Genomic DNA, 26,117 nt, shown 5'->3' on the forward strand with positions numbered 1-26,117 from the left:
GGGAGACGATGGAAATCAACGGCGTCGCGCATATTTTTCTGACCGCCTCGAATTTCGAGCGGTCGCGGGAATTCTATCGCAAGCTGCTGCCGTTTCTCGGGCTCAAGCCGGTGATCGATACCGAAACGACATATTACTGCGTCGGCGGCCGCACCGCGGTCGGCATCAGCGCGCCGTCGCCCGAGTACGCGGGCGCAGCCTTCGAGCAACAGCGCGTCGGCCTGCACCACCTGTGTTTTCGCGCCCGCGAGCGCGCCGACATCGACGAGCTGCATGCTTTTTTGAAGACGCTCGGCACCAGCATCATTCGCGCGCCGCGCGAAGATCAATGGGCACCGGGATATTATTCGATCCTGTTCGAGGATCCCGATGGTATCCGGCTCGAGGTCAATCATGTGCCGGGGAAGGGGCTGTTGACGTAGTTCGTAGGATGGGTGGAGCGCAGCGATACCCATCAATTGCTACGCGTGAAGTCGATGGGTATCGCTGCGCTCCACCCATCCTACGGATCATTCCGCTTAGCGGAAAAACACCGTTCGCGCGCATCGCCTTCACGCCTTGCCGCTGTGGGTGCCATGCGGCATGATCGCGCCGAAATTCAAAGCTGCAGGCAATGCAGCAAGTCATACAGGGAGGCCTCGATGAAGCGGGTTGTGACAGGCATTTTCGCCGCCGCGTTGGCGATGTCGGCGACCTCGGCACTGGCGCAAGCCAAGCCGCCGCTCAAGCTCGGCGGCATCCTTGATATGTCGAGCCTTTACGCGGATATTACCGGCCCGGGTTCCGAGATGGCCGCGAAAATGGCGGCCGAGGATTTCGGCGGCGAAGTGCTCGGCCGCAAGATCGAGATCATCGCGGCCGATCACCAGAACAAGGCGGATCTGGCCGCCAACATCGCCCGCGACATGCTCGACAACCAGGGCGTCGAGATGATCTTCGACGTCGCGGCGTCCGCGACCGCGCTTGCGGCCGGCGAGATCGCGAAGGCGCGCAACAAGATCATCATGTTCAACGGGCCCGGGTCGATCCGGCTCTCCAACGAAGCCTGCGGCCCCTACACCGTGCACTATGTGTTCGATACGTTCGGCCAGGCCAATGTGACCGGTCTCGCCGCCGTCAAGAACGGCCTCGACAGCTGGTTCTTCCTGACCGCCGACTATGCGTTCGGTCAGGATCTCGAAAAGGACACCGCCAACGTCGTGACCAAATCCGGCGGCAAGGTGCTGGGCAGCGTGCGGCACCCGCTCAATACGTCCGACTTCTCTTCCTTCCTGCTGCAGGCGCAGGCCTCCAAGGCCAAGGTGATCGGGCTTGCCAATGCCGGCGGCGATACCGTCAACGCCATCAAGCAGGCGGCCGAGTTCGGCCTGATGAAGGGCGGCCAGAAAGTGGCACCCTTGCTCGCCTTCGTCACCGATATCGACAGCATCGGTCTCGAAACCGCGCAGGGGCTGTTGCTGTCGGAAGCCTTCTACTGGGACCTCAACGACGACACCCGCGCGTTCTCAAAGCGTTTCATGGAGCGCGTCAAGCGCGTGCCGACCTCGGCGCAGGCCGGCGTGTATTCGTCCGTGACGCATTACCTCAAGGCGGTGAAGGCGGCAGGCACCACCGATTCCGCCGCGGTCATGAAGCTCATGAAGGATACTCCGATCAACGACATGTTCGCCAAGAACGGCCGGATTCGCGAGGACGGCCGCATGGTGCACGACATGTACCTGTTCGAGGTCAAGAAGCCATCGGAGTCCAAGGCGCGTTGGGACGACTACAAGCTGCTCGCGACCATTCCCGGCAACGAGGCGTTCCAGTCGCTGGAACTGTCGCGTTGTCCGCTGGTGAAGAAATAATGGAGATGGCGCGAAAGCGCAAAATATAAACGCCGTCATTCCGGGATGGTCCGCAGGACCAGACCCGGAATCTCGAGATTCCGGGTTCGATGCTTTCGCATCGCCCCGGAATGACGGAGAGGCAATCAACAACAACCAAGAAAGAACAACACATGAGCGCAAATGAAATCGTTCTCCAGAATCTCGATCACGGCCTGCTCACCATCACCATGAACCGTCCCGACCGGCGCAACGCGCTCAATCCCGACATGACGCTCGGGCTGGTGGCGGCGGCGCGGCGGGCGGCGGAGGATCATGAGGTGCGCGCGGTGCTGCTCAAGGGCGCCGGCGGCACCTTCTGCGTCGGCGGTGACGTCAAGTCGATGGCGGAGGGGCGGGCGCCGCTGCCGTTCGAAGCCAAGATGACCAATCTGCGCCGCGGCATGGAAGTCTCGCGTATCCTGCACCAGATGCAGAAGCCGGTGGTGGCGCAGGTCGACGGCGCTGCCGCCGGCGCCGGCCTCTCGATCGCGCTGTCCTGCGACCTGCGCGTCGCCAGCGCCTCCTGCAAGATCACCACCGCGTTCGCAAAAGTCGGTCTCTCCGGTGACTACGGCGGGACGTATTTTCTCACCCAGTTGCTCGGCAGCGCCAAAGCGCGCGAGCTCTATCTGTTGTCGCCGGTGCTGACGGCGCAGGAGGCGCTCGCGCTCGGCATGGTGACCAAGGTGGTGCCGGATGCCGAAGTGGGCGCGGCGGCGCATGAGCTTGCGATGTCGCTGGCGCAGGGACCGTCGGTGACGCTCGGCTATATCAAGCGCAACATCAACAATGCCGAGACCATGTCGCTGGAGGAATGTTTCGACGGCGAGGCGATCCATCACTCGCGCTCGGGCGAGACCGCCGACCACAAGGAAGCGGCGAAAGCGTTCGTGGAGAAGCGCAAGCCCGCCTTCTTAGGCCATTGAAAATGGCCGAGGCCGCTGACATGACTTCGTACCTCAGGCTGCGTCAGATCTGCCTGGTGGCGCCGCATCTGGAGCCCGTGATCTCGGATATAGCCGGGATCATGGGGCTCAAGGTCTGCTACCGCGACGGCAACGTCGCCAAATACGGCCTGGAGAATGCGCTGCTCCCGGTCGATACCATCTTGCTGGAAGTGGTGGCGCCGACGCAACAAGGCACCGCGGCAGGCCGTTTCCTCGACAAGACCGGCGGCCGCGGCGGCTATATGGCGATCTTCTGCTGCGACGATCCCGATGCCCGCGGCAAGCACGCCAACGGCATCGGCGTGCGCACCGCGAACGTGATCACGCACGCGCCGTATCACGGCGTGCAATTGCACCCGCGCGATTGCCGCGCCGCCTTCATCGAGTTCAACCACTCCGATGGCAGCGACGATATTCTGGGCGTCTATCCGCCCGCCGGTCCCGACTGGCAGAAATCGATCGCCAAGGACGTGACGCAGGCGTTGACGGAAGTCGAGATGCAGAGCCCGGATCCGCTGGGGCTGGCCGAGCACTGGGGCAGGGTCACGGGCATCGCCGTCAGCAAGGGTAGTGGTGGCGAACCCGAATTGAAGTTGCCCAATGCCAGCTTTCGCTTCGTCAAGGGTGCCAGCGACCTGATGAGCGGGCTGACGTTCAAGGTCGCCGATGTCGCCAAGGTGCGCGAAGCGGCCAGGGCGAAGGGCTGCAAAGTGTCCGGCGACGGCTTCGATCTGTGTGGTGTGAGGTTTACGCTTTCGGCGTAACGGGTGTCGTCCCTGCGAACGCCGATGTGCAATTGCACATCGGGGGACCCATACCGCGTGATCTGTCGATGATGTGCGGCTGAGATCATTCGCACGACGACTGCCGCGGCGTATGGGTCCCGGCTCAAGGCCGGGACGACATGTTGAGAGGTCTGTGCGAGCCTACCTTCCCTTGAAATTCGCGACGCGGCGTTCGGAGGTGGCTTTGACGCCTTCCTTGAAGTCTTCGGTGGAGCGCAGCTTGTTCTGCTCGACAAGTTCGTGGTTGGTCGCGGCGAGCACGCGGTCGGCGAGGCCGGCGCGCATGGTGGCGCGGGTCGAGATCAGGCCGAGCGGCGAACATTCGGCGATCTCGGCCGCGAGCTTCATCGCCTCGGCGCGCACCTGATCCTGCGGCACGCAGACATTGGCAAGGCCCATCCGGGTGGCTTCCTCGCCGGTGACGCGGCGGCTGGTGTAGAAAATCAGCTCCGCATTGTTCTTGCCGACCAGTTCGGGAAGCGTCGCGGTGAGACCGAAGCCCGGATGGAAGCCGAGCTTGGTGAAGTTGGCGGCAAAGCGCGCTTCCGGGCAGGTGACGCGGAAGTCCGCCGAAACCGCGAGGCCGAGACCGCCGCCGATGGCGGCACCATGCACGGCTGCGACGATCGGCTTCTTGTTGCGGAAGATGCGCACGGCCTGGACGTAGAGATGGTTGATCGGCAGGTTGGCGGCCGGATCCTTTTTCGACTCCGCTTCCTGCTCCTGCCGCTTCGGATCGGAGAAATCGGCGCCGGCGCAGAACGCCTTGCCCTGCGCTGCCAGCACCGTGGCGCGGATTTCGACATCCTTGTCGAATTCTTCCAGCGCATCGGCGATCTGGTTGATCAGCGCGACGTCGAAGAAGTTCAACGGCGGCTTGCGGATCTCGATCAGGCCGACATGACCATGCTTCTCGACGCCGATATCAGTGTACTTGCTCATTGGGTTTCCTCGTTGATTTGATCTAAAGCGTGGCCCGCGCTTAGCGCAGACCAAGCCCGCGGGCGATGATGCCGCGCAGTACTTCGGTGGTGCCGCCCTGGATCGTCAGCTTCGGCGCGGTTTTGATCGCGAACGACAATTGATCTTCCAGCGTCTCGCGGTTGGTGGCGGTTTCCTCGACGAACGCCGCCAGGTCGCGGACGCGATGCGGCAGCGCCTGCTCCCACACGGTGCCGATGTCCTTGACGATCGAGGCTTCCACCACCGGCTCCTTGCCGGCCTGCAGCATGCCAGCCACCGACACCGACATGCGGCGCATGGTGTGCAACTGCGCGACCAGGCGGCCGATGCCCTCGGCGCTGCGGGTGTCCGGATTCTTGCCGACCGCGCGAACCAGTTCGGTCAGCACGTAGTAGGTTTCCAGAAAACGTTCCGGTCCCGAACGCTCATAGGCGAGCTCGCTCGTCGCCTGCTTCCAGGCTCCGTCGACTTCGCCGAGCACGTGATCGTCGGGCACGAAATGGTCGGTGAAGACGACTTCGTTGAATTCGTATTGTCCGGTGATCTGGCCGATCGGGTTCACCTCGATGCCCGGCTGCTTCATCTTGACCAAAAACTGGGTCAGGCCGTGGCGGCGGTTTTCCTTGGTCGGCGGCGAGGTGCGGAAGATCGCGATCATGTAGTCGGCGATATGGGCCGAGGAGGTCCAGATCTTGGTGCCGTTGATCAGGTAGCCGCCATCGGTCTTGGTGGCGCGGGTTTTCGCCGCGAACAGGTCCGAGCCGGAATTAGGCTCGCTCATGCCGATCGCAAAGCAGACCTCGCCGCGGCAGATCCGCGGCAGGATGTCCATCTTGATGTTCTCGGGCGCGTATTTCAAAAGCACCGGGCCGCTCTGGCGGTCGGCGACGAAGAAACGCCGCGTCGGTGCGTTGGCGACGCGCATTTCCTCGGTCACGACATAACGCTCGAGGAACGAGCGCTCGTGGCCGCCATACTTCTTCGGCCAGGTCATGCCGAGCCAGCCCTTGGCGCCGACCTTGCGGGAAAATTCCGGCACGTCGGTGTCTTCGCGGTTGGGCTTGTGCGGATCGAAGGTGCCGGCGGCGATTTCCTCGGCGAGGAACGCGCGCACTTCCTTGCGCAACTGTTCGCATTCGGGCGGCAGGCGGATCGGATCGAAACGGAGGGCTGCGGTCATGGAATGATCTCGACTTTGATGCAGGCAAACGGGTGTGAATCAGCGCGAGGCGACCAGCGGCCACAATTCGTCAGCGCCGCGGTTGGCCACAAGCTTGCCGAGCTCGACCGCCCAGTAGCTCTCGGAGCCGAAATCGTCGCGCCACGCCAGCGCGCGCAACGAATAGCGATGCAGGATGTGCTCGATGGTGAAACCGATCGCGCCATGCACCTGATGGGCAATGCCGCCGCCCTTTTCGGCCGCCTCCGAACAGCGGATCTTTGCCGCGGCCGCTTCGAGAAATACCTCGTCGTTGAACGCGGTGGCGTTGGCGATGGCATCCGCGGCTGACGTCGCCGCCGCCAATGCCGCCGCCGACTCGCCGGCCAGCCGCGCCAGATTGTGCTGCACCGCCTGGAATTTCGAGATCTTCTTCTCGAACGCGACGCGCTCGTTGGAATAGCGCACGGAAATTTCCAGCATCGATTCCAGCGCGCCCGCGATCTGCAGGGACCGTGCGACGCCGCCCATCAGCATCAACTGGGTCTGATCGAAACCCTTCGGCGCGGGCTTGATCGCGACCGGCTGAACCTTGTCGAGCGTCACGGTATCGGAATGGTCGCCGCCGAGACCGATGCCGGCTTCGATCCGGCACTTGCCGGCCTCGACCAGCGCGATCTGGAGGCCCGCAATACCGCTGGCCAGCACCGCGATGTGCTTTGCGGCCTTGGCGAACGGCACGCCGCGGGCTTTGCCCGACAGGCTGCCATCGCTGTTGACGGTGATGCGGTCCTTCGGGCTTGCGGGAGCGACCGTCATTTCGCCGTCGGGCGAGGAAATCTTGGCCTGCGCCAACAGCCAGCCCGCCAGCATGGTTTCGGCGAGCGGCACGGCGACCGCGAAACGTCCGGCGGCGCTCAGCACGCCAAAACCTTCGGCGAGGCTTGCACCCGAGCCGCCGCAATCTTCCGGCACCCAGGCCAGCGGCAGGCCGGCTTCGGTCAGTGCCTTCCAGAGCGGGGCTTGCCACGCGTCCTTCTTGTCGCGATTGATGGTTTGGGCATCGGCCAGATCGGCGAAAATCTTTTCCGCGGTCTCGGCAACAATGTTCTCACTCTCCGCCACAGCGTTCCTCATTTTGATTGGCACAGTTCCGGCCCGGCTTTTCGCCAGGTCCCGGTTGATGTCTCGGTGCGATCTTTTCTTGCGCTTTATGATGGGCAAAAGCCATAGCCCTGACAAGCGCTGTCCGCAGAGCCGCCTGCGAGGGCGGCATGAAGCCCGTCAGGCAAAGACTAAATTCCGCGCAATGGATTTTCGCGGATTTGCAGGCACTTTGCCGCACGATATGCTAGGCCCGGAGCCACCAGCGGGCCGTTCAAAACAGCTCACAACAACAAGAGGAAATGCGGATGTCGAAGGATGGTTTGTGCGCGATCGTGACCGGTTCTGCTTCGGGTCTGGGGGCAGCGACCGCGGCCATCCTGGCCAAGGGCGGCGCGCGCATCGTGGTCAATTATTCCAGCAGCAAGGCCGAGGCCGAAGCGACCGCCGATCTCTGCCGCAAGGCCGGCGCCGAAGTCGTCGTGGTGCAGGGCGACGTTTCGCGCGACGAGGATTGCAAGAAGATCGCGGCGGCCGCCGCCGCGTGGGGCGGTCTCGACGTGCTGATCAACAATGCCGGCACCACCAAGCATGTGCCGCACGGCGATATGGACGGCCTGACGGCGGAAGATTTCCAGCGCATCTATGCTGTCAACACCATTGGCCCGTTTCAGATGATCCGCGCCGCGCGCGCGCAGCTTGAGGCGGGCGCGAAAGCGTCGGGACGGCCGTCCGCCGTGGTCAACGTGTCGTCGGTTGCCGGCATCTCCGGCGGCGGTTCGTCGGTCGCTTATGCTGCCAGTAAAGGCGCGCTCAACACCATCACGCAATCGCTGGCCCGTGCGCTGGCGCCCTTGATCCGCGTCAACACGGTGTGCCCCGGCTATATCGATACGCCCTGGTTCACCAAGGGCCGCGGCGAGGCCGGCGCCAAGGCGGTGCGCGATGCCGTGGTGGCGAAGGTGCCGCTGAAGGTGGCGTCAACGGCGGATGACATCGCGCAACTGGTGTGCTTCCTCGCCTCGCCGGCGTCGAGCAACATGACCGGTGAATTCGTGCGCATGGATGCGGGAATGCATCTGGTGCTGTGAGCTGTCATCGCGAGGAGCGCGACTCGTAGGGTGGGCAAAGCCAACGGGTCGCGCGAATGCGCGCCCGATGACAGGCTCCGCGTGCCCACCGCCTCGTCTTCGGAAGACCATGGTGGGCACGGCGCGAAGAGCGCCTTTGCCCACCCTATGATCTTTACTTGCTGCCGGGATCGCCAATCACCCGGCTCGCAACCAGCCGGTTCCAGATGAACAGCACGATCAGCGCGCCGATGGTGGCGGTGATGAAGCCGGCGCCCTGGTCGGGACCGTAGTGGCCGATCGCCTGGCCGATGAAGGTGGCGAGGAACGCGCCGGCGATGCCGAGCACCGTGGTCAGGATGAACCCGCTCGGATTGTTCGGGCCCGGTGAAAGCAGCCGGGCAATAATTCCTGCGATGAAGCCGACAACGATGATCCAGAGAATGCCGCTCATTTCTGTCGTCCTTTTGTTAAGGTGCTGAAGGGTGATGCCGCGCGGCGCTGTCGGCGCCGCGCACATGCCGCGTCAAATCCGGCCCGATACTTCGTTCTCGTTCGGCACGCGTCCGTCCGGCGTCAGGTGGTTGACCACGTCGGGCAGATATTTGCTCAGGCCGCTAAGCAACTCGTCACGCGACAGGCCGCTTTGGGCCGAGAGCGATTCAATCTGGTCGGCGCCGAGCGCGTTGGCGAGATCGCCGGGCGCGATCTGCTTGTTGGGGCCGTTGCTGACCCAGGAGTTCGCGGTGTCGCCATGACCCTTCTGCTGAAACTGGTTCAGGAGGTCGCCGAGGCCGCCGCTGATCACGCTGCCGGCTGCGCCACCCGCGAGCAGGCCACCCAGTCCGCCCTTGAGCACATCGCTGAGACCGCCGCCGCCACCGGGCAGGCTCGCGGTCACATTGCCGGGCAATTTGGTAGGCGGAGCCTGCGTCGGCGCCGCACCAGGCTGGCTGCCGCCGAAATGCTTGACCGCCTTCCAGGCCAGCAGCGCCAGGATCGCCATCGTCATCGGCGACATCCCGCTTTTATCGGATGGATCGCTTGGGGCGCTGGGCCCACGCGGGCCGTTCTGCATGCCGTTGAGTACGTCGAGTAAACCCATAGTCCTCTCCTCAAGCCTGACAGCCCCCGTCTGCGAAACATAACGGTGGCCCATGACGGTTACAAGGCGCGGTTACAAGGCAGGGTTGCAAGGCGCAGCCGGCAAGCGCCCGGCACGTTCAATAGGCACCGGCCGGCCGTTCTGCTATCGAACCTCTACTAAAAAACCTTGGCGTAACGGGGATGAATGGCGAATGAATTCGGGCCGTACCATCGGTATCGCAGGCGCAGGCAGCATCGGCTGCTTTGTCGGCGGCATGCTGGCGGCAGGTAGCCGCCGTGTCGCGCTGCTGGCCCGACCGCGCGTGATCGGAGAGATCGAGGCCAACGGCTTGCGGCTGACGAGCTTTGAAGGCTCCGATCAAACCGTCGCCGCCAGCCGGTTCGCGCTGTCGGAAAATCCTTCCATTTTCGGCGATGCCGGCGTGGTGCTGGTCACGGTCAAGAGTGCGGATACCGCTGACATGGCTGACGTGATCGCGCGAAACGCGCCGCCCGACGTCGTCGTCGTCAGCCTGCAGAACGGCATCGGCAATACTGCTGTGCTGCGCAGCCGCTTGCCGGGCCGCCGCGTGCTCGGCGGCATGGTGCCGTTCAACGTGGTGGCGGCCGGCGAGGGGCGGTTCCATCGCGCTACGTCGGGCGACATTGTCGTGGAGCGGGACGACGCACACACCGCGGACCAACTGTCGGTGCCCGGCTTGAAGATGCGTCCGACCGACAACATCGATGGCGTGCAGTGGGGCAAGCTGCTGGTCAATCTCAACAACGCGCTCAACGCGCTCGCCGACCTGCCGCTGCGCCGGCAACTCGCACAGCGGCCGTGGCGCCGGTTGTTCGCCGATCAGATGGCGGAAGGATTGGCGGCGATCCGCGCCGAGGGTATCCGGCCGGTGTCGCCGACGCCGATCCCGGCGCCCTGGATGCCGCCGCTGCTGCGCCTGCCGGATGCGATCTTCGAAGCCCTGCTGGGGCGGACCATGAAGATCGATCCCGAGGCACGCTCGTCGATGTGGGAAGACCTGCAGCGCGGCCGCCGCACCGAGATCGATTATCTGCAGGGGGTCATCACCGAAATTGCCGAACGGCGCGGCCTCGACGTGCCGGTGTCGCGCCGCGTCGTGGAACTGATCCGGCGTGCGGAGCTTGAGGCCAGGGGCTCGCCCGGCCTGACGCCCGAACAGATACGGGCGACGGATTGAGTCACGCGCGCCTTGAAATGGCGCCGATCCGGCGCGAAGCTCGCCAACGATCGATGGGAGAAGCGGTATGACGCGAACGAGTCTTGTGTCTCTGGCGGCTATTGCCCTTGCGGGATGGGCCTCCCTGATCGCGGCCCATGCCGCGCCGCCAACGGTGACGCCGTCGCCGGGCTATGACGCGCGGTTGCAGGAGCAGCGGGCGGCGACATCGACGGTCCAGCAGCCGGTCGCGCCGGTCGTCACGCCGGCTCGGCCGCGTCGCGGCAAGAAAGCGCCTGCGCATTGATGCATCCAATGCCGGCACGATCCGCAGTGGGGCCGCTTTTGCTCGCGCTCTGCCTGGGCCTTGCCTTCACGGCCGTGGCGAGTGCGGCCGACTATGGCAGGCGCTGTCAGCGCCTATCGCAAGGCGCATGGTCTGTCGGCGGTGAAACTCGACGGCAGACTGAGCGCGGCCGCGCGCAAGCAGGCACAGGCGATGGCGGCCACCGGCTCGATCAGTCACAGCGCGGGAGGAAGTTTTTCGTCGCGGATGGCGCCGTTGCGCCGACGTGGGGCGGCCGAAAATATCGGCGCCGGATTCCTGACCTATGCCGAGATGCTGAAGGAGTGGGAGAATTCAACCGGCCATCGCGAAAACCTGCTGCTGCCGGCCGTGCGCCGCATCGGCGTCGCCTTTGTCGACAATCCGAAATCACCTTACCGGAAATTCTGGGCGATGGTGCTGACGGATTGATACGACGTCATGCCCGCGAAGGCGGGCATCCAGTACTCACCGGCGATGCTCTTTTAATTTGCGGGAAAGCGCTGTGTCCCACGATAGGCCCGTGGGTACTGGATTCCCCGCTTGCGCGGGGAATGACAGAGTCTATCCCCGCTTGCCCTTGCTCGGCGTCGAGCTGAACAGCTTCTTCAGGTCGTTGATGCTCTCTGAAAGCCGCGGCCAATCGCAGGAGAACGAGCTCTTGGCGCAGTTCGCCGCCTTGATGCGGGGGCGGACACCCGCTTTGGTGTGCATAATCGGCCCAAGTTGGACATCGTGCAATGTCCGAAAATCAACTTCGGAAATTTTTGACGGCTTAGAGGACCTGGGGAAGAGCCAAGAAGCTGGTCAAAATCGAATAGGGATGCAGAGGCGGAACATGCTCCGCTGCACGCTCTGGCCTACAACATCAAAGGGTGATGTGCATTCTGGGTGTTGGCGGCCTAATGGAAGCGATCAGGACATAAGATCGACTCCCCGAGCACCTGGCCGCGGGGCATGTCAAACATCTGCGTTTTTTTGCATGGGCTGGGTCATGGAACGAGCGAATATTGGTTTCAGACTCGAAACCAAAGTTGCGTAACTACGCCTCGGGTAACGCCAGCGGCGACGTTTCCGGAAATTCATTGATCTCAAGGATGAGGACGCTATCGCCCGCCTGATATCGGAAAAGTCTAAATTCCTGTTTTTTGAGCGGCGAATGGAAGGTCACGGGCGTTTCGTCCGACCACCTGCTGAGTTCAGACTTCAAATCGCCGACCGTCAAATTGGTTACGGGCTCGATCACGGACGATCCTTTGCTGACAGTTGCAGCCCAACGGTCCGCACGATGTTGGTGGCACTATCAAGCTGGGGATGAAGCGTTGCTTTTTCCGGCGTTTTTAGGCTCTCCACGGGCGGATTTTATTGCATGGTCGCGCTCAACGGCCTTCAGGCGCGCGAGACCGCCCACGGTCAGCCGCTGCTCGTCTTGCTCACCCTGATCGATCATACCGTAAATATGTTGTGTAAGAATTTTTCGTGCTTGTAGTATCACCGAAGGGTCCTGCGGATGTAGCTGCTCATAGACACCGAGTGCGCGTTCAATAGCGGCCGGAGCAACTACCAATTCGACGAGGTTGGTTATGGGCGGCGCGTGTTGCTTCATGACTTCCTCCAACGCCCTCCTTCCCTAGAACCATAGAAGCTCCAAAAAGTTCCAGAGGTTGGAACGGTTGTCTGGTGCAAAGCGTCCAGGTCGGATGCCCGCTTTGGGTGTGCGCCGTGGAAAGGCGGCGCTTTCCAGTGGGTGTAAGTCCCACCCGGCAACCGCTCCAGCCGGAAGCAACCGGAGCAGTCATGGAGGTAACAAAGTGGCTGAAGCCTTCGGTATGCGTGTCACGAATTGGTGACAGCGCGAGTGTGCAGGCCGTAACGCGAGTAAACGCCGAGCAAACCTCGAAAAGGACGATGCGCAGGCCGACCCGACCACTCTTTCGGGGAAGGCTGATACGGTTGGGTGCAAGAGCGAATTAATACTCCCAGCCGCTGCGCCGGGGTAGTGGCGACGGCATGTACACAAGGAAAGCGTACGCAACACGGGAAGCCCCATGGCGTGGCCAGCGATGACCAACCGAACGCCCGCGAGGGACAGGTCGGGCGCCTTGGGGTGGCGGAGAGGTTCGCAGTACCGCTGAAGCCGGGTAACGCCGGTGGAGGGAAGGGACCTCAGTTCAAGACAGACGCAACAAGTAGTGAGGGATTTGGAGATTGGGTAACCTATCAACTCCGAAAACTGTTCAGAAACTGCAGAAGGCGTTGCACGCGAAAGCGAAGGCAGAAGCCGGCTATCGGTTCTATGCCCTGTACGACAAGATCAGCCGCGAGGACATTCTGGCCCATGCCTATGCCCAGTGCCGCTCCAACAAGGGCGCACCGGGTGTGGACGGTCAAGACTTTGCGGATATCGATGCGTATGGCGTAGGGCGATGGCTTGGCGAACTGGCGCTTGCGCTCCGGGAGGAAAGCTACCGACCGGATCCTATCAGAAGAGTGTTCATCCCGAAGGCCAACGGCAAGCTCAGGCCGCTGGGCATCTCGACCGTGCGGGATCGGGTCTGCATGACGGCAGCGATGCTGGTGCTGGAACCGATCTTCGAAGCCGACCTTCCACCCGAACAGTACGCGTACCGTCCTGGGCGAAATGCCCAGCAGGCGGTAATTGAGGTGGACCGGCTGCTGTTCCGAGGCCATCCGGAAGTCGTTGACGCCGACCTCGCGGACTACTTCGGGAGCATCCCCCATGCCGAACTACTAAAGTCGGTAGCGCGCCGGATTGTTGATCGGCGCGTGCTGCATCTGATCAAGATGTGGCTGGAATGCCCCGTAGAAGAAACCGATGATCGAGGAAGGAAGACACGCACGACCGAAGCCCGGGACAACCGGCGAGGCATCCCGCAAGGGTCACCCATCTCCCCACTACTGGCGAATATTTACATGCGCCGGTTTGTGCTGGGATGGAATATGCTCGGGTTGGAGCAAAGCCTCGGCTCTCGTATCGTGACCTACGCCGACGATCTCGTGATCCTGTGTCGGAGAGGCAAAGCCGAAGAAGCCTTGCAGCAACTGCGCAAGATCATGAGCAAGCTGAAGCTCACGGTCAACGAGGAGAAGACACGAATCTGCAGGGTTCCGGAAGGTGAGTTCGACTTCTTGGGCTACACGTTCGGACGGATGTTCTCAGAGAGAACCGGCCAGGCGCGCCTGGGATACCGGCCATCGAAGAAGAGCATCAAGCGCATGGTTGAGAAAATCCACGCACTGACAGACCGAACGGGGACATGGCAAGAAACCACAAAGCTGGTGGGCAAGGTGAACCGCACGCTGCGCGGATGGTCGAACTACTTCCAAGTAGGCACTGTCAGCAAGGCGTATCGGGCACTCGATAGCTACACCGCGATGCGGTTGCGCCGGTGGTTGCGCATCAAGCACAAGGTCAGGCGACGCAAGGGCGGGACCTATCCACTCCCGCATCTCTACGGGCACTTCGGGCTCGTACGGCTGAGCATGCTTGGGCACGACGTGCCGTGGGTGAAGGCGTGACGTTTTGTCCGAGAGCCGGATGCGGGAAATCCGCCTGTCCGGTTCGATGAGCGGAGTGTGAAAACGGGGCCATGGTCGAACCAGTAAGGCACCGCCAAACGAAAGGGGCGGAAACAGATATGTTCGAACCTAAAACTACCGCGTCACACTTCGACTCTACCAAATTCGGGGGGGGGCCGGGCGCGCACCGGGCGGTCCGCTTTCGTCAGCCGGTTCTGTCAGGTCCGAAACGTGCCCCATAAAAATCGGCGGTTGATTCGGTCATCTCGGGGGTCGAGAAACGGGTGCGCGGAAAGATAAGAGGTTAGGGGCCACACCACATTTGCAAACCGGCTTTCTGTGCGCGCGGGAACCGAAACAGACCTTGTCAGTTAGCTTTCCGAGACTTCATCTTTGGAGTGTACGCCATGGACAAAGATCGAATTGTCGGCTCGGCGAAGGATTTCGCTGGTAAGGTCGAGAGCACCGTCGGCAATGTTGCCGGCGACGCAAAGACCCAGGCAGCGGGCCGCGTCCGCGAGGCGGCCGGCGAGGCGCAGAACCTATACGGCCAAGCCAAGGACGTAGCGCGCGAAACTACGGATGCCGCCGTGAGCTATGCCAAGGAAGCCTATGAGAACAGCGGCGATACTTTTCGCGACGGCTCGCAAGCGATTGCGAAGAAAGTGCAGGAGAACCCGCTTGGTTCGATGTTGATCGCGGGCGGGATCGGTTTTGCGTTGGCGCTGTTGATGACGCGCCCGCCGCGCCGCCCGCCGACGCGATATTATGGCTAAGACAGCCATATCGGAAGAAATCACACTTTCGATTGATTGGCTGTTTGTTGGTTTGGAGATTAAATCGTGAGTGATGACGTCCCGCTGGCCCCTTTCGTCTACGAAGGCTTGGATCCTGTTCCAGAACCGAGGTCCACCATCGCGGATGTCTCCGATGCCGTGAAGGGGACTGTCAATCGAGTTAGCGGCGCGATAGAAGCGGGTCGAAAGCCCGGTATGCCATTGAGCGTTTTAAGCAATATCGCGCGCGAAGCGCCTCTCGGTTCGCTGTTAATCGCGTTCCTGTTGGGAGTTGCCGTCGCCCGCCGCCGGTGATTGTTTGAGAGCGCGCTAACAGAACGCGACACCGATCCACTCTTCTTTTCGCTAAACGATAAGACAGAGCGACGTTTTAGACTTTGGCCGATTACTTCCGATCCTCCCCCGGAAGCGGACGTCGCTGATGCCAATAAGCGAGATTGCGCGCCGGTTCGACCATGACCGGTCACCCGACCTCCTTTTTCGAAGTTGAGTGCACTCAACATTAGACCTGGACTAGAAAAAATTTCATCTCTGGTTATCCGGTTGTCGGAACGCTTTCGGGGATGACGAGTTTGTGCCGGCTGCGAGCTAACAACCAACGAGGATTCCATGGCGAGAGACGAGCACAACAAGGCTGCCGAACACCACGAAAACGCTGCCAAGGCACATCGTTCCGCCGCCGAACATCACGGTAAGGGCGACCACGGCAAGGGCAAGGAGCACGCGAGCAGTGCTAAACAACACTCGCAGGCTGCAAACCAGCATAGCGATCAAGCTCATTCGAAGAGTCAGCAGCAGAAATAACGAGGCACGAAAGGCCCGGGTCATCCCCGGGCCTTTCAGTTTCCGTACGCGCGGTGACATTTCTTTCAAAAGGGAGCAATTGGGATGCTGTTATCGAAACAGAAAAAGTAAAGTTATTTAGCAAGGAGAACGAAATGTCCAAAGAGCCAAAGATCGACCACGACTATCATGCGGGCAAGGACAAGCTGACGATAACCATTCATCGGTATTCGCTGAAGAGCAAAAGAACTCGAGATGCCATCATGGAGAAGCTTATGGCGGATCTTGAAAGCAAGCCGGATCGCCTCATCGCCGGGACAAAGAACAAATCGAAAAATGGACCGGCCAAGAAGCAACGTGGTCAACAAAAGGCATCCAAGCTAATTGTGGTTGGCGACTGAAGGCAGGTGTCAATGCAGAGTCTACGGATCAACGGGAATTTTGCTTGTTAATCCTCATCAAAGCTGGGGACCGCGAACTCGCCTTTGCCCGACAACGTCTGCCGCAAGCACCGCTGCCAATCGTCGTTCCACCGTTCACCGGTCAAGCCCCTGGAAAATCAGCCCGGCTGTCGGGTTACTGTTGGGCTCGACGCTGCAATGTCCGTTCTGGGTCCAGGCTGTGTGAAAACACGCTCCGGCGAAGGATGCGCAGAATTGTTTTCTCAATTGCCTTCTTCCGTAAGAGGTTGCCAGTACGATCGACTCCCATATCGACGAAATCGAGATGGAAGTTCTACACGCAAGTTGGGCATCGGAGTTTTCACACAGCCTGAGCCAAAAGCGCCGGGCAGTCTCTGACCGGCATCTTTTGGGCCTTGCGCTCATGCGCTTCCGTCAGCCCCGCTTGCCCTTGCTCGGCGTCGAGCTGAACAACTTCTTCAGGTCGTTGATGCTCTCCGAGAGCCGCGGCCAATCGCAGGAGAACGAGCTCCGGGCGCAGTTGGCTGCCTTGATGCGCGCGGCCCGCTTGACCGGGCTCGCCACCGGCACCGGTACCTTTGCGGCTTCAGCGCGCGCGGGTTCCTGTTCCGATCGCAGCGAGACCTGCTGCACTTGCTGCTGCTGATGCTGCTTGGCCATCAAAGCCGCAGCGATGGTGTTGCGCCGCTCCCGATCGAGATAGGCGGTATACTGCTCGTCGATTTTCTTCTGCTCTTCAGGCGTCGGATTGGGACCTGCGATATCGAAGGTCCGGTCCTGCATGAAGTCGTAATAGGTGTAGCCGCCGCCGGGCTTGCGGCGGCCGGCGAACTTGGCGTTGCACTCGGCAAGCGACGCCGTTCTTTCTTCCTTGGTCTTGGCCTTTTCGGCCGCGTCGGCGCAGGCCTCGAAATCGGCCGGCGCGCTGCGCCACCACTGCGCGTGGGCGCGCACCGGCGTCAGCACGACGAAGGTTCCAATGGCGGCAACAAACAGCGCCGATGGTCGTGACACGAACACGGGACGATACTCTCCAGTCGAATTCTCTCGGGAACTTGCAAGGGGGAACTTGATTGAGTCGATTGTCATCATTTTGGCAGAGCTTGTCACCCCGGAACCGTATTGTTTTCCCACCGGGATGTTGACCTGTGGAACAAGGATGTCGGTGCAATCAAAAATTGCTGAGTGAATTCAACGGTGAAAGAAGCGGTTCACGCGCGGTGCCGCGGCAAACGCCCGACGATGCCGATTTGGGTGGACGGACCGGGCGCGCCACATTGTGGCAACAATCAGCCAAGATCCGTTCGCACGGGCGCGCGCTTGGCGACGGCACGCCGGTCCTGCTAAAGCGCCATTGTTCGTCGGGAAGCCGGCGGGATACGATTTCGATCTGGCAATTGCAGTAGGAATGTTCGATGCGGCGGTTTCTGTTTGCGATCGGCTTGACGGGTTTCCTGACCGTTTTTCTGGCGGGCCTGGCGCAGGCCGGCGTTTTCAAAATTCCCGAAGAAGGTGCGACTGCGATCTCGATCGATGTGCCGGATTCCTGGAATCCCAACGTGTCCGATGACTCCATCGACACGGCTTCGCCCGATCGGGCGGTGTTCTTCTGGCTCACGGTCGAGAAGGAAGCCGACGTCGCCGCAGTGAAGGCCGAAGCGCTGAAGGCGCTCACCCGCAACGGGTTGAAGATCGATCTGGCCGGCGTCAAGGAAAGCACGAGCGCCTTCGCAGGCATCGACTCGACGGAATGGGTGTATTCGGCGACCGATAACGGCCAGCCCAGAACCGTCAAGATCCGCGCGACCGCCCTTGGCAATAATCGCTTCATCCAGCTCGCGCAATGGGGCCCGCAGGCCGCCTTCGACAAGCACGCCGCCGCGCTGACCAAGATTTTTGCTTCGGTGAAGGCGGTCGGGAAGTAGCGCAAACACCCGGATCACGGCGCGGCCGAAGGCTCAAAGGCCAGCCGATCCGGGGTAGCGATTCCGGAGGAGCTCTGGTATGGAATTCGCGATACCCGTGCTTCGGCCGGGTTCGCGGTCCCGTAGCTCAGCCGGATAGAGCGACGGTTTCCTAAACCGTAGGTCGCATGTTCGAGTCATGCCGGGATCGCCAACGTCCAAACCTCGAAACGCTCCATAAAATAGGGCCTTTGCCAGCTGCGTTTCAAGAGCAACGGCATGATGTTGCTGCGCGGCGCCGCAGTTTAAGAAAAATCCAAATACGGGCACGCATGGAGGCGAGCGATCACATGCCATGTGCGTGTCGGATGTTATCTAGAAACTGGCGGGCGCTTTCCCGCCACGTAAAATTCAGCGCATAGGCGCGGCATTGTTGGCGCGAGATATCCAATGCGCCGATAGCGGCGCGGTGCAGATTCATGTCGAGGCGGCCGCATCCTGACCGGTCGATCACGTCGAGCGGTCCCATGACCGGAAATGCCGCAACCGGCAGGCCGCAGGCCAAAGCTTCGAGCAGAACAATACCGAAAGTATCGGTAAGGCTTGGAAAGACGAAGACATCAGCTGATGCATAAACTTCGGCAAGCGCTTCCCCACTCCGGACGCCGAGAAAATGGGCGTTCGGAAACTCGGTTTCCAGCTTCGCGCGTAACGGCCCGTCGCCAACAACGACCATCGAGCCGGGCAGATCCAGCGCCAGAAAGGCCGCGATATTCTTCTCAATGGAAATGCGGCCGACAAACAAAAAAACCGGCTTGGGGAATGCGAGCGGACGCTCAAGGCGCGGGCGGAAAACGTCGGCGTCGACGCCCGGCGACCACTGCATGAGCTTGCAAAATCCTCGAGCCTTTAGGTCGCGCTCAAGCGTTGGCGTGCCGACCATGATGCCGGCGCCGCTGTTGTGAAACCGTCGCAATGCCGAGTAGCTCCACGCCAGCGGCACGGGCAGCCGAGCTGCAAGATATTCTGGAAAGCGGGTGTGGTAGCTCGTCGTAAAGGGATAGCCTTCTCTCCGGCACACAGACCGGGTGACCCAACCAATGGGACCTTCGGTTGCGATGTGCACCGACTCGGGTCGCGCCGCGGCGATGGCGCGTTTGACGGTGCCGGGCGACGGCAAGGCAAGCTGTATTTCGCGATAGCCGGGCAACGGCAGCGTTGGAAAATCCTGGGGTGTCAGGAAGGTGATATCGGCGCCGAATGAAGGCGCCTCAGTCGCCAGATTTTCCAGCGAGCGAACGACCCCGTTTACCTGAGGGCGCCAAGCATCGGTCGCGACCAGCACGCGCATTACGCCGCGACCTTTGCCGGCGGGCTCGACGGCGTCTCGATTGTCAGGGGATGCAACCGCGGCCCGACCCATCGCAGGATCTCGAAGCGGCCATCGTAATGCTCGACCACGGCCGAGCAGGATTCCACCCAGTCCCCGGCGTTGATATAGCGCACGCCGAAGTCGTCGTGCATGACGGCATGGTGGATATGACCGCAGATCACCCCCTGGACATCATGCCGATGCGCCTCGGCTGACAGCATCTCCTCGAAACGGCCGATATAATTGACGGCGTTCTTGACGTTCAGTTTCGCCCAGGCAGACAGCGACCAATAGGTGAAGCCGAGGTGGCGGCGCACGAAATTGAGATACCGGTTGCAAGTCAGCGCGGTCCGATAAGCCCAATCCCCGAGAACGGCGAGCCAGCGCGCGTGGTTGACGACGAGATCAAACTGATCGCCATGGATGACCAGATAGTCCCGGCCGTCAGCGGCCTTGTGGATCGCGTGCGCGACTATTTCGATGCCGCCGAACGTTGACCCGACATGATCGCGCAGGAATTCATCGTGGTTGCCGGGAACGTAGACGAGGCGCGTTCCCTCATTCGCCATGCGTAACAGCTTTTGCAGGACATCATTGTGCATCTCCGGCCAGTACCAGTTCGACTTCAGGTGCCAGCCATCGACGATGTCACCGACGAGAAATACGGTGGCGGCATCGTAGCTGCCAAGAAATTCGATCAGCAGGTCGGCCTGGCATCCCTTGGTGCCGAGATGTACGTCGGAGATAAAAAGAGTTCGGATTTTGGTGACGGCCTGGGATTGGGCCTCCTTTGATGGCGGCGCCTTGCCTGTATCGACGGCGGCATTCCTGCTCGCGAACTCATTGCAGCCATTGCCGGGGTATTCCTCACCAACCTTGTCGCGCTGGACCATCGTCGCGGTCAATGCTGCGAAGCTGATAATGGCCTTGGTTGCGTCGCGGCTGGCTTGCCTCTTGAGAGCCGAGCGCAGCCAGCAAATACTCGCGATCAAGAGGACGAATGTGAAACCGGCCCCCCGGCGTTGGTCATCAGCGAGAAAGGGCGCAAGCTTGTAGCTCGAAAAAAGAACCATGGCCGTGGCCGCTGTGCGCTCAAGAGCGTCAGCGCTGGGCCTCAAGTGGGATAGGGAAGCTCTCATGCAAACTACTCCGCAGGGATGGGATCAGTGCGATCGATCATGCGATGCCGGGCCCGATCAATTTCAGTGACGTTCAGATGCTGCTCTTGCGTTCGCCCGCAGCTATCCCGGAAGAAACCGCGACGGGCCTTTTGCAAAAGCGAAATCCCAGGAGGATGGCGAATTCTGCCGCAATGAGGGTCACCGCCACCCAAAAGCCGATGCTGACCGGATCGTGACTGCTGCCGCGCAATGCGTATCCGAGGCTCAGGAATGGCGTGTTCCAGATCAGCGTGCCGAGCGACGTGGCGGCGAGAAATGCCCTGGGCTCGAGCTTGAGCACGCCAGCCGGCAAAGCCAAATAGATCCGCACGGTCGGAAGGGTCTGGCCGATCAGCGTTACCCAAAAGTGATTGCTGCGGTAGGCGCTCGTTAGTTGTCCATAGAGCGAGGGTCGGAGAAAAATAAATTTCCCGTAGCGAGCGACCAAATTCTCGATTCGCTGTGATCCCAGAGCCCTGCCAAGTCCGTACCAGCCGACGGCTCCGATGACTGATCCGACTGTGGTCACCATGATCGTCATGGTGAGAGTTGTGCTATCGGAGACGGTCATCCCGAGAAACATCAGCAGGACGTAAGACGGAAACAGCGGAACGAATTTCTCGACGATGGCCAGGCAGCCGATTCCCGCGAGGCCGAAGCTCAGCAGTGTTGCGATGGTGCTCGAATTTTCCATAATGCCTCAGGTTGCGGTCGGCTTGCGCCTGGTGATGCGGTACACGGAGGCCGGAGGCACATTGCGCATTGTGTGGCCGATGCAGGTTGCCTGGAGATCGAGGTCATCGAGAATGCTGTCTGCGATCGGGCAGCGCGGACCGTAGGTGATTTGATAGAAGGCGCCTTCCGGACGCAGGTAGCTGAACGCGCCGCTCAGGATGGCGACAACCTTGTGGGGCGGCATCGTGAGCAGCCCGAGGCCGCTGACGACAGCGCCGGCCGGTGCGTTCTCGAACAGCCGGTACTTCTCCAGCCAGGTAGCGTCCATCCAGAACACGCGGGCGTGCGGGAAGCGTGCGTGCAACAACCGAACGAAATCGGAGGCATATTCAACCAACGTCAAATCCTGCTCCCGCACACCGCGCTCCAGCAGCGCATATGTGAAGGGACCGGTGCCTGGGCCAAGTTCGATGACGGGCCCCGTTTTCGCCGTGATCTCCTGCGTCATGAGTGTTGCGACGGCGGTGCCCGATGGCGCCACCGCGGCGACCCGCAGTGGATTGCGAATCCAGGAAAGCAAGAACGGCAGAATGTCAGCGGCCGGCATATCGGTTATCCATCGCGATGAGGGCGCGGCCGGGTTCAGGGTCGTCGTTCGATCTCAAAATCATTTGTCTCTTTCAGGTGGCGCATTCGCATTTGCTGCGGGAAGAGGGCATACGGCCGAGCCGTAGAGCGATACCGATCGGTGACAGAGTGGAAATCGCCCGGTCCGGCCGACGGGGTGCTGTGTCTCATGGCTAGATTGCGGGAACCTGTCGCGCATGCGCTCTGAAGAAAATAATCGGCACGGCGTCCGCGGAGTTCCGGTGCAAGGTTGCCGCAATGAAAGGTCGATAGAATGGATTGCGTAAGACGGAAGAGCCGGGTGTGGCGAGGCGGGGGAATCTAGCTGATGCGCGTATTGTTGGTGGAAGACCACCTGGAAATGGTCGCTGCCCTGCGTGCCGCCCTGACGCGGCATGACATGATCGTCGATCACGCACTCAACCTGTCCGAGGCTGAAGTAATCGCCGCGGATGGCAACTACGATGTCGTGGTGCTGGATCGTCAGTTGCCGGACGGCGATGGCCTGTCTCTTATTCCGAAACTGCGCGCCAGCGGCAACGTCGTGCCGGTGCTCGTGCTGACCGCCCGCGGTGATCTCGCCGACCGGGTTGCCGGCCTCGACAACGGTGCGGACGATTATCTCGCCAAGCCGTTTGCCTTCGAGGAACTGCTGGCCCGGTTGCGGGCTCTCTTGCGTCGGCCGGCTGGTGTGCAATCCGATATTGTGCGGGTCGGGCGCATCTCGTTCGACTTTACGCATCGCGAGGCGAGTATCGAGGGAAAGGCGCTGGAAATGCCGCGTCGCGAGTTGCTGGTGCTGGAAGCCCTGGTGCGTCGCATGGGACGAATGGTGCAGCGGGCTTCCCTGATGGAAGCGGTCTTTGGCCTTGACGACGAGGTTCAGCCCAATGCGCTCGACTCCCACATCTCGCGGCTGCGCCGCAAGCTCGCAGAGGCAGACGCCGGGGTAACGATCAACGGCATCCGTGGCGTCGGATACCTTCTGCGTGATACGCCATGACCTTGCTGCGGCCGCGATCCCTCAGGTGGCGCCTGGTCGGGCGCCTGGTGCTGTTGCAGGCGACGGTGCTGAGCGCGCTGATCGTGCTCGTCCTGCTGGTCGTCGCGGCATTGTGGTGGAGCGGCGTTCTGGGCGAAGACTATGAAGGCAGCAGCCTCGATGTGCTCAAGGAGGCGGTGGAACGCGATGCTGGCGGCGGATTGACGCTGCGCCCGACGCCGGAACTCGCAAATCTGCGATCGGAAATTTCCGGCCTGTGGTTCGTCGTCCGGGACGCGCAGGGGCATCGCCTGTCGGAGGGCGTCGTGCCACCGGACTTTGTGTCGATCGCCGGTGCGCTTGACCACGTCCGGGAGGCACGGCTCTCATGGACGGCAGGACAAACGTCGCCGCTGGCGGGGCTCGTCAAATGGGTTGATAGCCGAGCCGGGAGCGTTCAAATCATGACGGGAACGCAGGGGCGTATCTCGGTTGGCAGGGTTATCGCAGTCGCGCCGCCTGTGTTCCTGAACTTCTTGTTGCCGATTATCGGGCTGATGGCGTTTGCGACACTCGTCGCGACGCCGTTCGTGGTTCGCCGGGCCATGGCGGGCCTGGGGCAAGCGGCCGCGCAAGCTGAACGGATCGACATCGACCGCCGCGGCGTACAGTTGTCTGTGGACGAAGTCCCAACCGAGATCATTCCGCTGGTCAAGGCGGTCAATGACGCCCTCGGCCGCCTCGACAAGGGCTATGAGCGTCACAAGCGCTTTCTGGCCGATGCGGCGCATGAGCTTCGAACCCCGATCGCCATTCTGACGACGCGGGTCTCTTCGCTTCCGACGGGACCGGAGAAGACGCGGCTGCTTGAAGACGCCACCCGCCTGACAGTGCTGACCGGGCAGCTTCTTGACCTTCAACGGCTCGATCAACAAGGCGACCGGCTTGTCCCGGTCGATCTGGTCGGCATCGCCCGGCGTGTTGTCCTTGATTTGGCGCCGCTCGCGTTCGCTGCAGGCTACGAAATGTCCTTCGAACCAGAAGATGAAGACATCGAGGTAAGAGGCGATCAGACCTCTCTCGAGCGGGCATTGACCAATCTTGTGCAAAACGCCATCGACCACGGCGGCCGTCGCGGCACAATCATGGTTCGCGTGGCGCGTGCCGGATGGATCGAGGTCTGCGATGACGGAGGCGGCATTCCGGTCGCGGAGCGCGAGCAGATATTTGAACCGTTCTACCGCCTGCAGCAAGGCGGACGAGGCGCGGGCCTCGGTCTCGATCTCGTGCGGAAGATCATGTATCTGCACGGTGGCCGCGCTGAAGTGGTCGCTGGGCCATCTGGAGGGGCGTGCTTGAGAATGACATTCCCAAATGTTCAGCGCGCCGTTTCGTAGTTTCTAACGAGCGAAACAATGATCGTCATGATTCCGCGTGGAGTGACCGGGATCGCCCGGCTCGGGGCCTAAAGGAAACCTGTGAAACACTACCGTAATCCCCGCGCCGATCCGCACGGTGGGTATCGAGATGCCTAAGGGCGGAGGGCGCACCTTCGATGCTTATCCTCACACCAACACGGCGAGGTGCGCTTGGCCTTGGCGACAGCGGCGCCTTCTGATCGGAGGACTTCGCCATCATATCGAAGGTGGCGCCGTCGCATGAGCGGCCTCCGTGCGGCAGGCTTGAGGACTCACCTTCGCCGAAACACCTCGCGAACAAGATGAAGTCACCTCTGCTTCACTGCATTAAAACAGAACGCGGCTTCTCGAATGGCAGTCGACGTCAGCAATTGCTGGCGCGATCGCCAACCGTAATGCGCGACAGTCGGCGGGCGGATCATTTTCAAGGATGTGCAAATGAGGTCCCGGGAATTTTTTCGATGGCAATCCATCGCCGGCTCTCTCATGGTCTGAGCGATCGCTCGGCATCTGCTTCCTCCGGCCGCAGCGCCGAGAGAAGAGCGTGGCCCCTTCGATGCAATCGCCAATCCAGCAACACGACACCTCCAGCAGACGAAACCTTCCCCTTGATGGCGTGACCGTCGTCGATCTCGGCCAGGTCTATCAGGGGCCGTATGCCACGTTCCTGATGGCGCAGGCCGGCGCCGATGTGATCAAGATCGAGCCGTTGACCGGCGAGCCGATCCGCGAACGCGTTCATGTCAGCAAGGGCTCGGCAGTCCCCTTTGCCATGCTCAACGCCAACAAGCGCGACGTGTCGCTCAACCTCAAGAGCGAGCGCGGCCGGGACATTCTCAAGCGCCTGACGGCGAACGCGGACGTGCTGCTGGAGAACTATGCGCCGGGCGTGATGGAGAAGCTCGGCGTCGGCTGGTCCGTCATGAGCCAACTCAACCCGCGTTTGATCTATGCGTCGGGCTCCGGCTACGGCCTGTCCGGGCCGGATCGCGATAATCTGGCGATGGATATCACCGTTCAGGCGGCATCGGGGATGATGAGCGTCACCGGGTTTCCGGACGGGGCGCCGGTCAAGTGCGGTCCCGCGGTGGTCGATTTTCTCAGCGGCATTCATCTCTATGCCGGCATCATGACCGCGCTTTACGAACGGACTTTCACCGGCAAGGGACGGCTTGTCGAAGTGGCGATGCAGGAAACGGTTTACCCCGCGCTCGCCTCGAACCTCGCCTTCGTTTACGACAAGGGCATTGCGCCGCCACGCACCGGCAATCGCCACGGCGGCCTCGCGGCGGCACCTTATAATGTCTATCCGACGCGCGACGGATACATCGCGATCATCGGCATCAACGAAAATCACTGGAACAATTTGCTCAAGGCGATCGATCGCGAAGACCTCGTTGGTGACGAACGGTTTTCGACCAAGCCCGCGCGGGTCAGGCATATCGAGGAAACCGACGAACTGATCACCGAATGGACGCGGCGGCACACCAAGGCGGAGGCGTTTGGCGTCTTCGGCAAGTACAAGGTCCCGTCGGCGCCGGTTCGCGATCTCATCGAGGTCACCAACGACAAGCATATGCATGAGCGCGGCATGCTCGAATGGATCGATCATCCGCAGTTCGGACGGATTGTGGTTCCGAACAGCCCGCTGCGCATTCATGGTGCCGATAAAGTCGAGCGCACCGCGTCGCCGCGTCTTGGCCAGCACAACCACGAAATCCTCGGTCAGATGCTCAAACTGAGTGCCGACGAGATCGGCCGGCTCGAGGCAGATGGGGTGATCGGGACCGCCGAGGCGTAATCCCTGGAAGCCTCCCGCCACCGCCGATCTTGCCCGCAGTAGGGTGCTTCCTGCGGTGCACGCCCGCGTCGTTCTACCTGAAGGCGAGATTGGATTTTATTTAATTATATCAATGGTTTTCGGTGACTGG

30 protein-coding genes and 1 tRNA gene are annotated in these 26,117 nt (G+C 61.5%); 18 read left to right on the forward strand and 13 right to left on the reverse strand.

The window, feature by feature from the left end:
• The first annotated feature begins 8 nt into the window (after nucleotides 1-8).
• The 4 genes from BLR13_RS19795 (at nucleotide 9) to BLR13_RS19810 (ending at nucleotide 3,579) form a co-directional block, all read left to right on the forward strand.
• The gene (locus BLR13_RS19795; RefSeq protein ID WP_074820361.1) at nucleotides 9-422 is read left to right on the forward strand and encodes a VOC family protein; all 414 of its coding nucleotides are present in this window, start codon (nucleotides 9-11) and stop codon (nucleotides 420-422) included.
• A 219-nt stretch (nucleotides 423-641) separates the two neighbouring features.
• Nucleotides 642-1,847: an ABC transporter substrate-binding protein gene (locus tag BLR13_RS19800; protein ID WP_074820359.1), complete on the forward strand. Its 1,206-nt coding sequence runs from the start codon at nucleotides 642-644 to the stop codon at nucleotides 1,845-1,847.
• Nucleotides 1,848-1,999: 152 nt separating this feature from the next.
• Nucleotides 2,000-2,794, forward strand: a complete 795-nt coding sequence (locus BLR13_RS19805) for an enoyl-CoA hydratase (protein WP_074820357.1) — start codon at nucleotides 2,000-2,002, stop codon at nucleotides 2,792-2,794.
• 20 nt (nucleotides 2,795-2,814) lie between these two features.
• The gene (locus BLR13_RS19810) at nucleotides 2,815-3,579 is read left to right on the forward strand and encodes a hypothetical protein (RefSeq protein ID WP_074831317.1); all 765 of its coding nucleotides are present in this window, start codon (nucleotides 2,815-2,817) and stop codon (nucleotides 3,577-3,579) included.
• 162 nt (nucleotides 3,580-3,741) lie between these two features.
• Here the strand turns inward: BLR13_RS19810 and BLR13_RS19815 are convergent, their stop codons facing one another.
• From BLR13_RS19815 to BLR13_RS19825, 3 genes are read right to left on the reverse strand one after another with little or no spacing between them, the layout of a single operon-like run.
• Nucleotides 3,742-4,542: an enoyl-CoA hydratase/isomerase family protein gene (locus BLR13_RS19815; protein ID WP_074820355.1), complete on the reverse strand. Its 801-nt coding sequence runs from the start codon at nucleotides 4,540-4,542 to the stop codon at nucleotides 3,742-3,744.
• Nucleotides 4,543-4,582: 40 nt separating this feature from the next.
• Entirely contained in the window at nucleotides 4,583-5,743 is a 1,161-nt protein-coding gene (locus BLR13_RS19820; RefSeq protein WP_074820354.1) for an acyl-CoA dehydrogenase family protein, read from the reverse strand.
• A gap of 39 nt (nucleotides 5,744-5,782) precedes the next feature.
• The gene (locus tag BLR13_RS19825) at nucleotides 5,783-6,847 is read right to left on the reverse strand and encodes an acyl-CoA dehydrogenase family protein (RefSeq protein ID WP_074820352.1); all 1,065 of its coding nucleotides are present in this window, start codon (nucleotides 6,845-6,847) and stop codon (nucleotides 5,783-5,785) included.
• 287 nt (nucleotides 6,848-7,134) lie between these two features.
• On the opposite strand from BLR13_RS19825, the gene BLR13_RS19830 reads away from it, so the two are divergent.
• Nucleotides 7,135-7,917, forward strand: a complete 783-nt coding sequence (locus BLR13_RS19830) for an SDR family NAD(P)-dependent oxidoreductase (protein WP_074820349.1) — start codon at nucleotides 7,135-7,137, stop codon at nucleotides 7,915-7,917.
• Nucleotides 7,918-8,071: 154 nt separating this feature from the next.
• On the opposite strand, the gene BLR13_RS19835 is transcribed toward BLR13_RS19830, so the two are convergent.
• Nucleotides 8,072-8,350 carry a GlsB/YeaQ/YmgE family stress response membrane protein gene (locus BLR13_RS19835; RefSeq protein ID WP_074820347.1) on the reverse strand — a complete coding sequence of 93 codons (279 nt, stop codon included), beginning with the start codon at nucleotides 8,348-8,350 and terminating at the stop codon, nucleotides 8,072-8,074.
• A gap of 72 nt (nucleotides 8,351-8,422) precedes the next feature.
• Nucleotides 8,423-9,001, reverse strand: coding sequence for a YidB family protein (locus tag BLR13_RS19840; RefSeq protein ID WP_074820346.1), 579 nt, complete (start codon nucleotides 8,999-9,001; stop codon nucleotides 8,423-8,425).
• Between the two features lie 193 nt (nucleotides 9,002-9,194).
• On the opposite strand from BLR13_RS19840, the gene BLR13_RS19845 reads away from it, so the two are divergent.
• The 3 genes from BLR13_RS19845 (at nucleotide 9,195) to BLR13_RS19855 (ending at nucleotide 10,938) form a co-directional block, all read left to right on the forward strand.
• A complete protein-coding gene (locus tag BLR13_RS19845) occupies nucleotides 9,195-10,202 on the forward strand; it encodes a 2-dehydropantoate 2-reductase (RefSeq protein ID WP_074820344.1) in 1,008 nt (335 codons plus the stop codon).
• Between the two features lie 67 nt (nucleotides 10,203-10,269).
• On the forward strand, nucleotides 10,270-10,488 hold the full coding sequence (locus BLR13_RS19850) for a hypothetical protein (RefSeq protein WP_074820342.1): 219 nt from the start codon (nucleotides 10,270-10,272) through the stop codon (nucleotides 10,486-10,488).
• A gap of 93 nt (nucleotides 10,489-10,581) precedes the next feature.
• A complete protein-coding gene (locus BLR13_RS19855; protein ID WP_244524901.1) occupies nucleotides 10,582-10,938 on the forward strand; it encodes a CAP domain-containing protein in 357 nt (118 codons plus the stop codon).
• Between the two features lie 132 nt (nucleotides 10,939-11,070).
• Here the strand turns inward: BLR13_RS19855 and BLR13_RS40245 are convergent, their stop codons facing one another.
• The 3 genes from BLR13_RS40245 to BLR13_RS40250 form a co-directional block, all read right to left on the reverse strand.
• The gene (locus tag BLR13_RS40245) at nucleotides 11,071-11,220 is read right to left on the reverse strand and encodes a hypothetical protein (RefSeq protein WP_154070809.1); all 150 of its coding nucleotides are present in this window, start codon (nucleotides 11,218-11,220) and stop codon (nucleotides 11,071-11,073) included.
• Between the two features lie 328 nt (nucleotides 11,221-11,548).
• A complete protein-coding gene (locus BLR13_RS19860) occupies nucleotides 11,549-11,752 on the reverse strand; it encodes a hypothetical protein (RefSeq protein WP_074820340.1) in 204 nt (67 codons plus the stop codon).
• A 57-nt stretch (nucleotides 11,753-11,809) separates the two neighbouring features.
• On the reverse strand, nucleotides 11,810-12,112 hold the full coding sequence (locus BLR13_RS40250) for a hypothetical protein (protein WP_143039708.1): 303 nt from the start codon (nucleotides 12,110-12,112) through the stop codon (nucleotides 11,810-11,812).
• Nucleotides 12,113-12,714: 602 nt separating this feature from the next.
• Between BLR13_RS40250 and ltrA the strand changes: the two genes are divergently transcribed.
• The 5 genes from ltrA to BLR13_RS19885 all read left to right on the forward strand — a co-directional run bounded on the left by ltrA (nucleotide 12,715) and on the right by BLR13_RS19885 (nucleotide 16,027).
• Nucleotides 12,715-14,046 carry a group II intron reverse transcriptase/maturase gene (gene ltrA / locus BLR13_RS19865; protein WP_143039567.1) on the forward strand — a complete coding sequence of 444 codons (1,332 nt, stop codon included), beginning with the start codon at nucleotides 12,715-12,717 and terminating at the stop codon, nucleotides 14,044-14,046.
• Nucleotides 14,047-14,453: 407 nt separating this feature from the next.
• Nucleotides 14,454-14,822 carry a CsbD family protein gene (locus tag BLR13_RS19870; protein ID WP_074820338.1) on the forward strand — a complete coding sequence of 123 codons (369 nt, stop codon included), beginning with the start codon at nucleotides 14,454-14,456 and terminating at the stop codon, nucleotides 14,820-14,822.
• Between the two features lie 66 nt (nucleotides 14,823-14,888).
• Nucleotides 14,889-15,137, forward strand: coding sequence for a hypothetical protein (locus tag BLR13_RS19875; protein WP_074820336.1), 249 nt, complete (start codon nucleotides 14,889-14,891; stop codon nucleotides 15,135-15,137).
• A gap of 315 nt (nucleotides 15,138-15,452) precedes the next feature.
• Nucleotides 15,453-15,647 carry a hypothetical protein gene (locus tag BLR13_RS19880; RefSeq protein WP_074820334.1) on the forward strand — a complete coding sequence of 65 codons (195 nt, stop codon included), beginning with the start codon at nucleotides 15,453-15,455 and terminating at the stop codon, nucleotides 15,645-15,647.
• 134 nt (nucleotides 15,648-15,781) lie between these two features.
• The gene (locus BLR13_RS19885) at nucleotides 15,782-16,027 is read left to right on the forward strand and encodes a hypothetical protein (protein WP_074820331.1); all 246 of its coding nucleotides are present in this window, start codon (nucleotides 15,782-15,784) and stop codon (nucleotides 16,025-16,027) included.
• Nucleotides 16,028-16,462: 435 nt separating this feature from the next.
• Here BLR13_RS19885 and BLR13_RS19890 read toward each other — a convergent pair whose 3' ends face one another.
• On the reverse strand, nucleotides 16,463-17,068 hold the full coding sequence (locus BLR13_RS19890; protein ID WP_074820329.1) for a hypothetical protein: 606 nt from the start codon (nucleotides 17,066-17,068) through the stop codon (nucleotides 16,463-16,465).
• Nucleotides 17,069-17,463: 395 nt separating this feature from the next.
• Between BLR13_RS19890 and BLR13_RS19900 the strand changes: the two genes are divergently transcribed.
• Nucleotides 17,464-17,973: a hypothetical protein gene (locus BLR13_RS19900; protein ID WP_074820326.1), complete on the forward strand. Its 510-nt coding sequence runs from the start codon at nucleotides 17,464-17,466 to the stop codon at nucleotides 17,971-17,973.
• Between the two features lie 116 nt (nucleotides 17,974-18,089).
• Nucleotides 18,090-18,166: transfer RNA gene (locus BLR13_RS19905), tRNA-Arg, on the forward strand.
• A 132-nt stretch (nucleotides 18,167-18,298) separates the two neighbouring features.
• Here the strand turns inward: BLR13_RS19905 and BLR13_RS19910 are convergent.
• The 4 genes from BLR13_RS19910 to BLR13_RS19925 form a co-directional block, all read right to left on the reverse strand.
• Complete coding sequence (locus BLR13_RS19910) at nucleotides 18,299-19,303, reverse strand: glycosyltransferase family 4 protein (RefSeq protein WP_074820324.1); 1,005 nt, start codon at nucleotides 19,301-19,303, stop codon at nucleotides 18,299-18,301.
• The gene (locus BLR13_RS19915; RefSeq protein ID WP_244524902.1) at nucleotides 19,303-20,316 is read right to left on the reverse strand and encodes a UDP-2,3-diacylglucosamine diphosphatase; all 1,014 of its coding nucleotides are present in this window, start codon (nucleotides 20,314-20,316) and stop codon (nucleotides 19,303-19,305) included. Before BLR13_RS19915 ends, BLR13_RS19910 begins: the two co-directional genes overlap by 1 nt.
• A 220-nt stretch (nucleotides 20,317-20,536) precedes the next feature.
• Nucleotides 20,537-21,178: a DedA family protein gene (locus tag BLR13_RS19920; RefSeq protein ID WP_074820321.1), complete on the reverse strand. Its 642-nt coding sequence runs from the start codon at nucleotides 21,176-21,178 to the stop codon at nucleotides 20,537-20,539.
• Nucleotides 21,179-21,184: 6 nt separating this feature from the next.
• Nucleotides 21,185-21,766, reverse strand: a complete 582-nt coding sequence (locus tag BLR13_RS19925) for a class I SAM-dependent methyltransferase (protein WP_074820319.1) — start codon at nucleotides 21,764-21,766, stop codon at nucleotides 21,185-21,187.
• Nucleotides 21,767-22,114: 348 nt separating this feature from the next.
• On the opposite strand from BLR13_RS19925, the gene BLR13_RS19930 reads away from it, so the two are divergent.
• The 3 genes from BLR13_RS19930 (at nucleotide 22,115) to BLR13_RS19940 (ending at nucleotide 25,987) form a co-directional block, all read left to right on the forward strand.
• Nucleotides 22,115-22,789 (forward strand): response regulator transcription factor, encoded by a 675-nt coding sequence (locus BLR13_RS19930; RefSeq protein ID WP_074820317.1) that lies wholly within the window; start codon nucleotides 22,115-22,117, stop codon nucleotides 22,787-22,789.
• Complete coding sequence (locus BLR13_RS19935; protein WP_074820316.1) at nucleotides 22,786-24,165, forward strand: sensor histidine kinase; 1,380 nt, start codon at nucleotides 22,786-22,788, stop codon at nucleotides 24,163-24,165. Before BLR13_RS19930 ends, BLR13_RS19935 begins: the two co-directional genes overlap by 4 nt.
• A 565-nt stretch (nucleotides 24,166-24,730) precedes the next feature.
• Nucleotides 24,731-25,987: a CaiB/BaiF CoA transferase family protein gene (locus BLR13_RS19940; RefSeq protein WP_244524903.1), complete on the forward strand. Its 1,257-nt coding sequence runs from the start codon at nucleotides 24,731-24,733 to the stop codon at nucleotides 25,985-25,987.
• Nucleotides 25,988-26,117 lie beyond the last annotated feature (130 nt).

Origin of the sequence: Bradyrhizobium ottawaense, from assembly GCF_900099825.1 — a bacterium.
Taxonomy (GTDB): domain Bacteria; phylum Pseudomonadota; class Alphaproteobacteria; order Rhizobiales; family Xanthobacteraceae; genus Bradyrhizobium; species Bradyrhizobium ottawaense_A.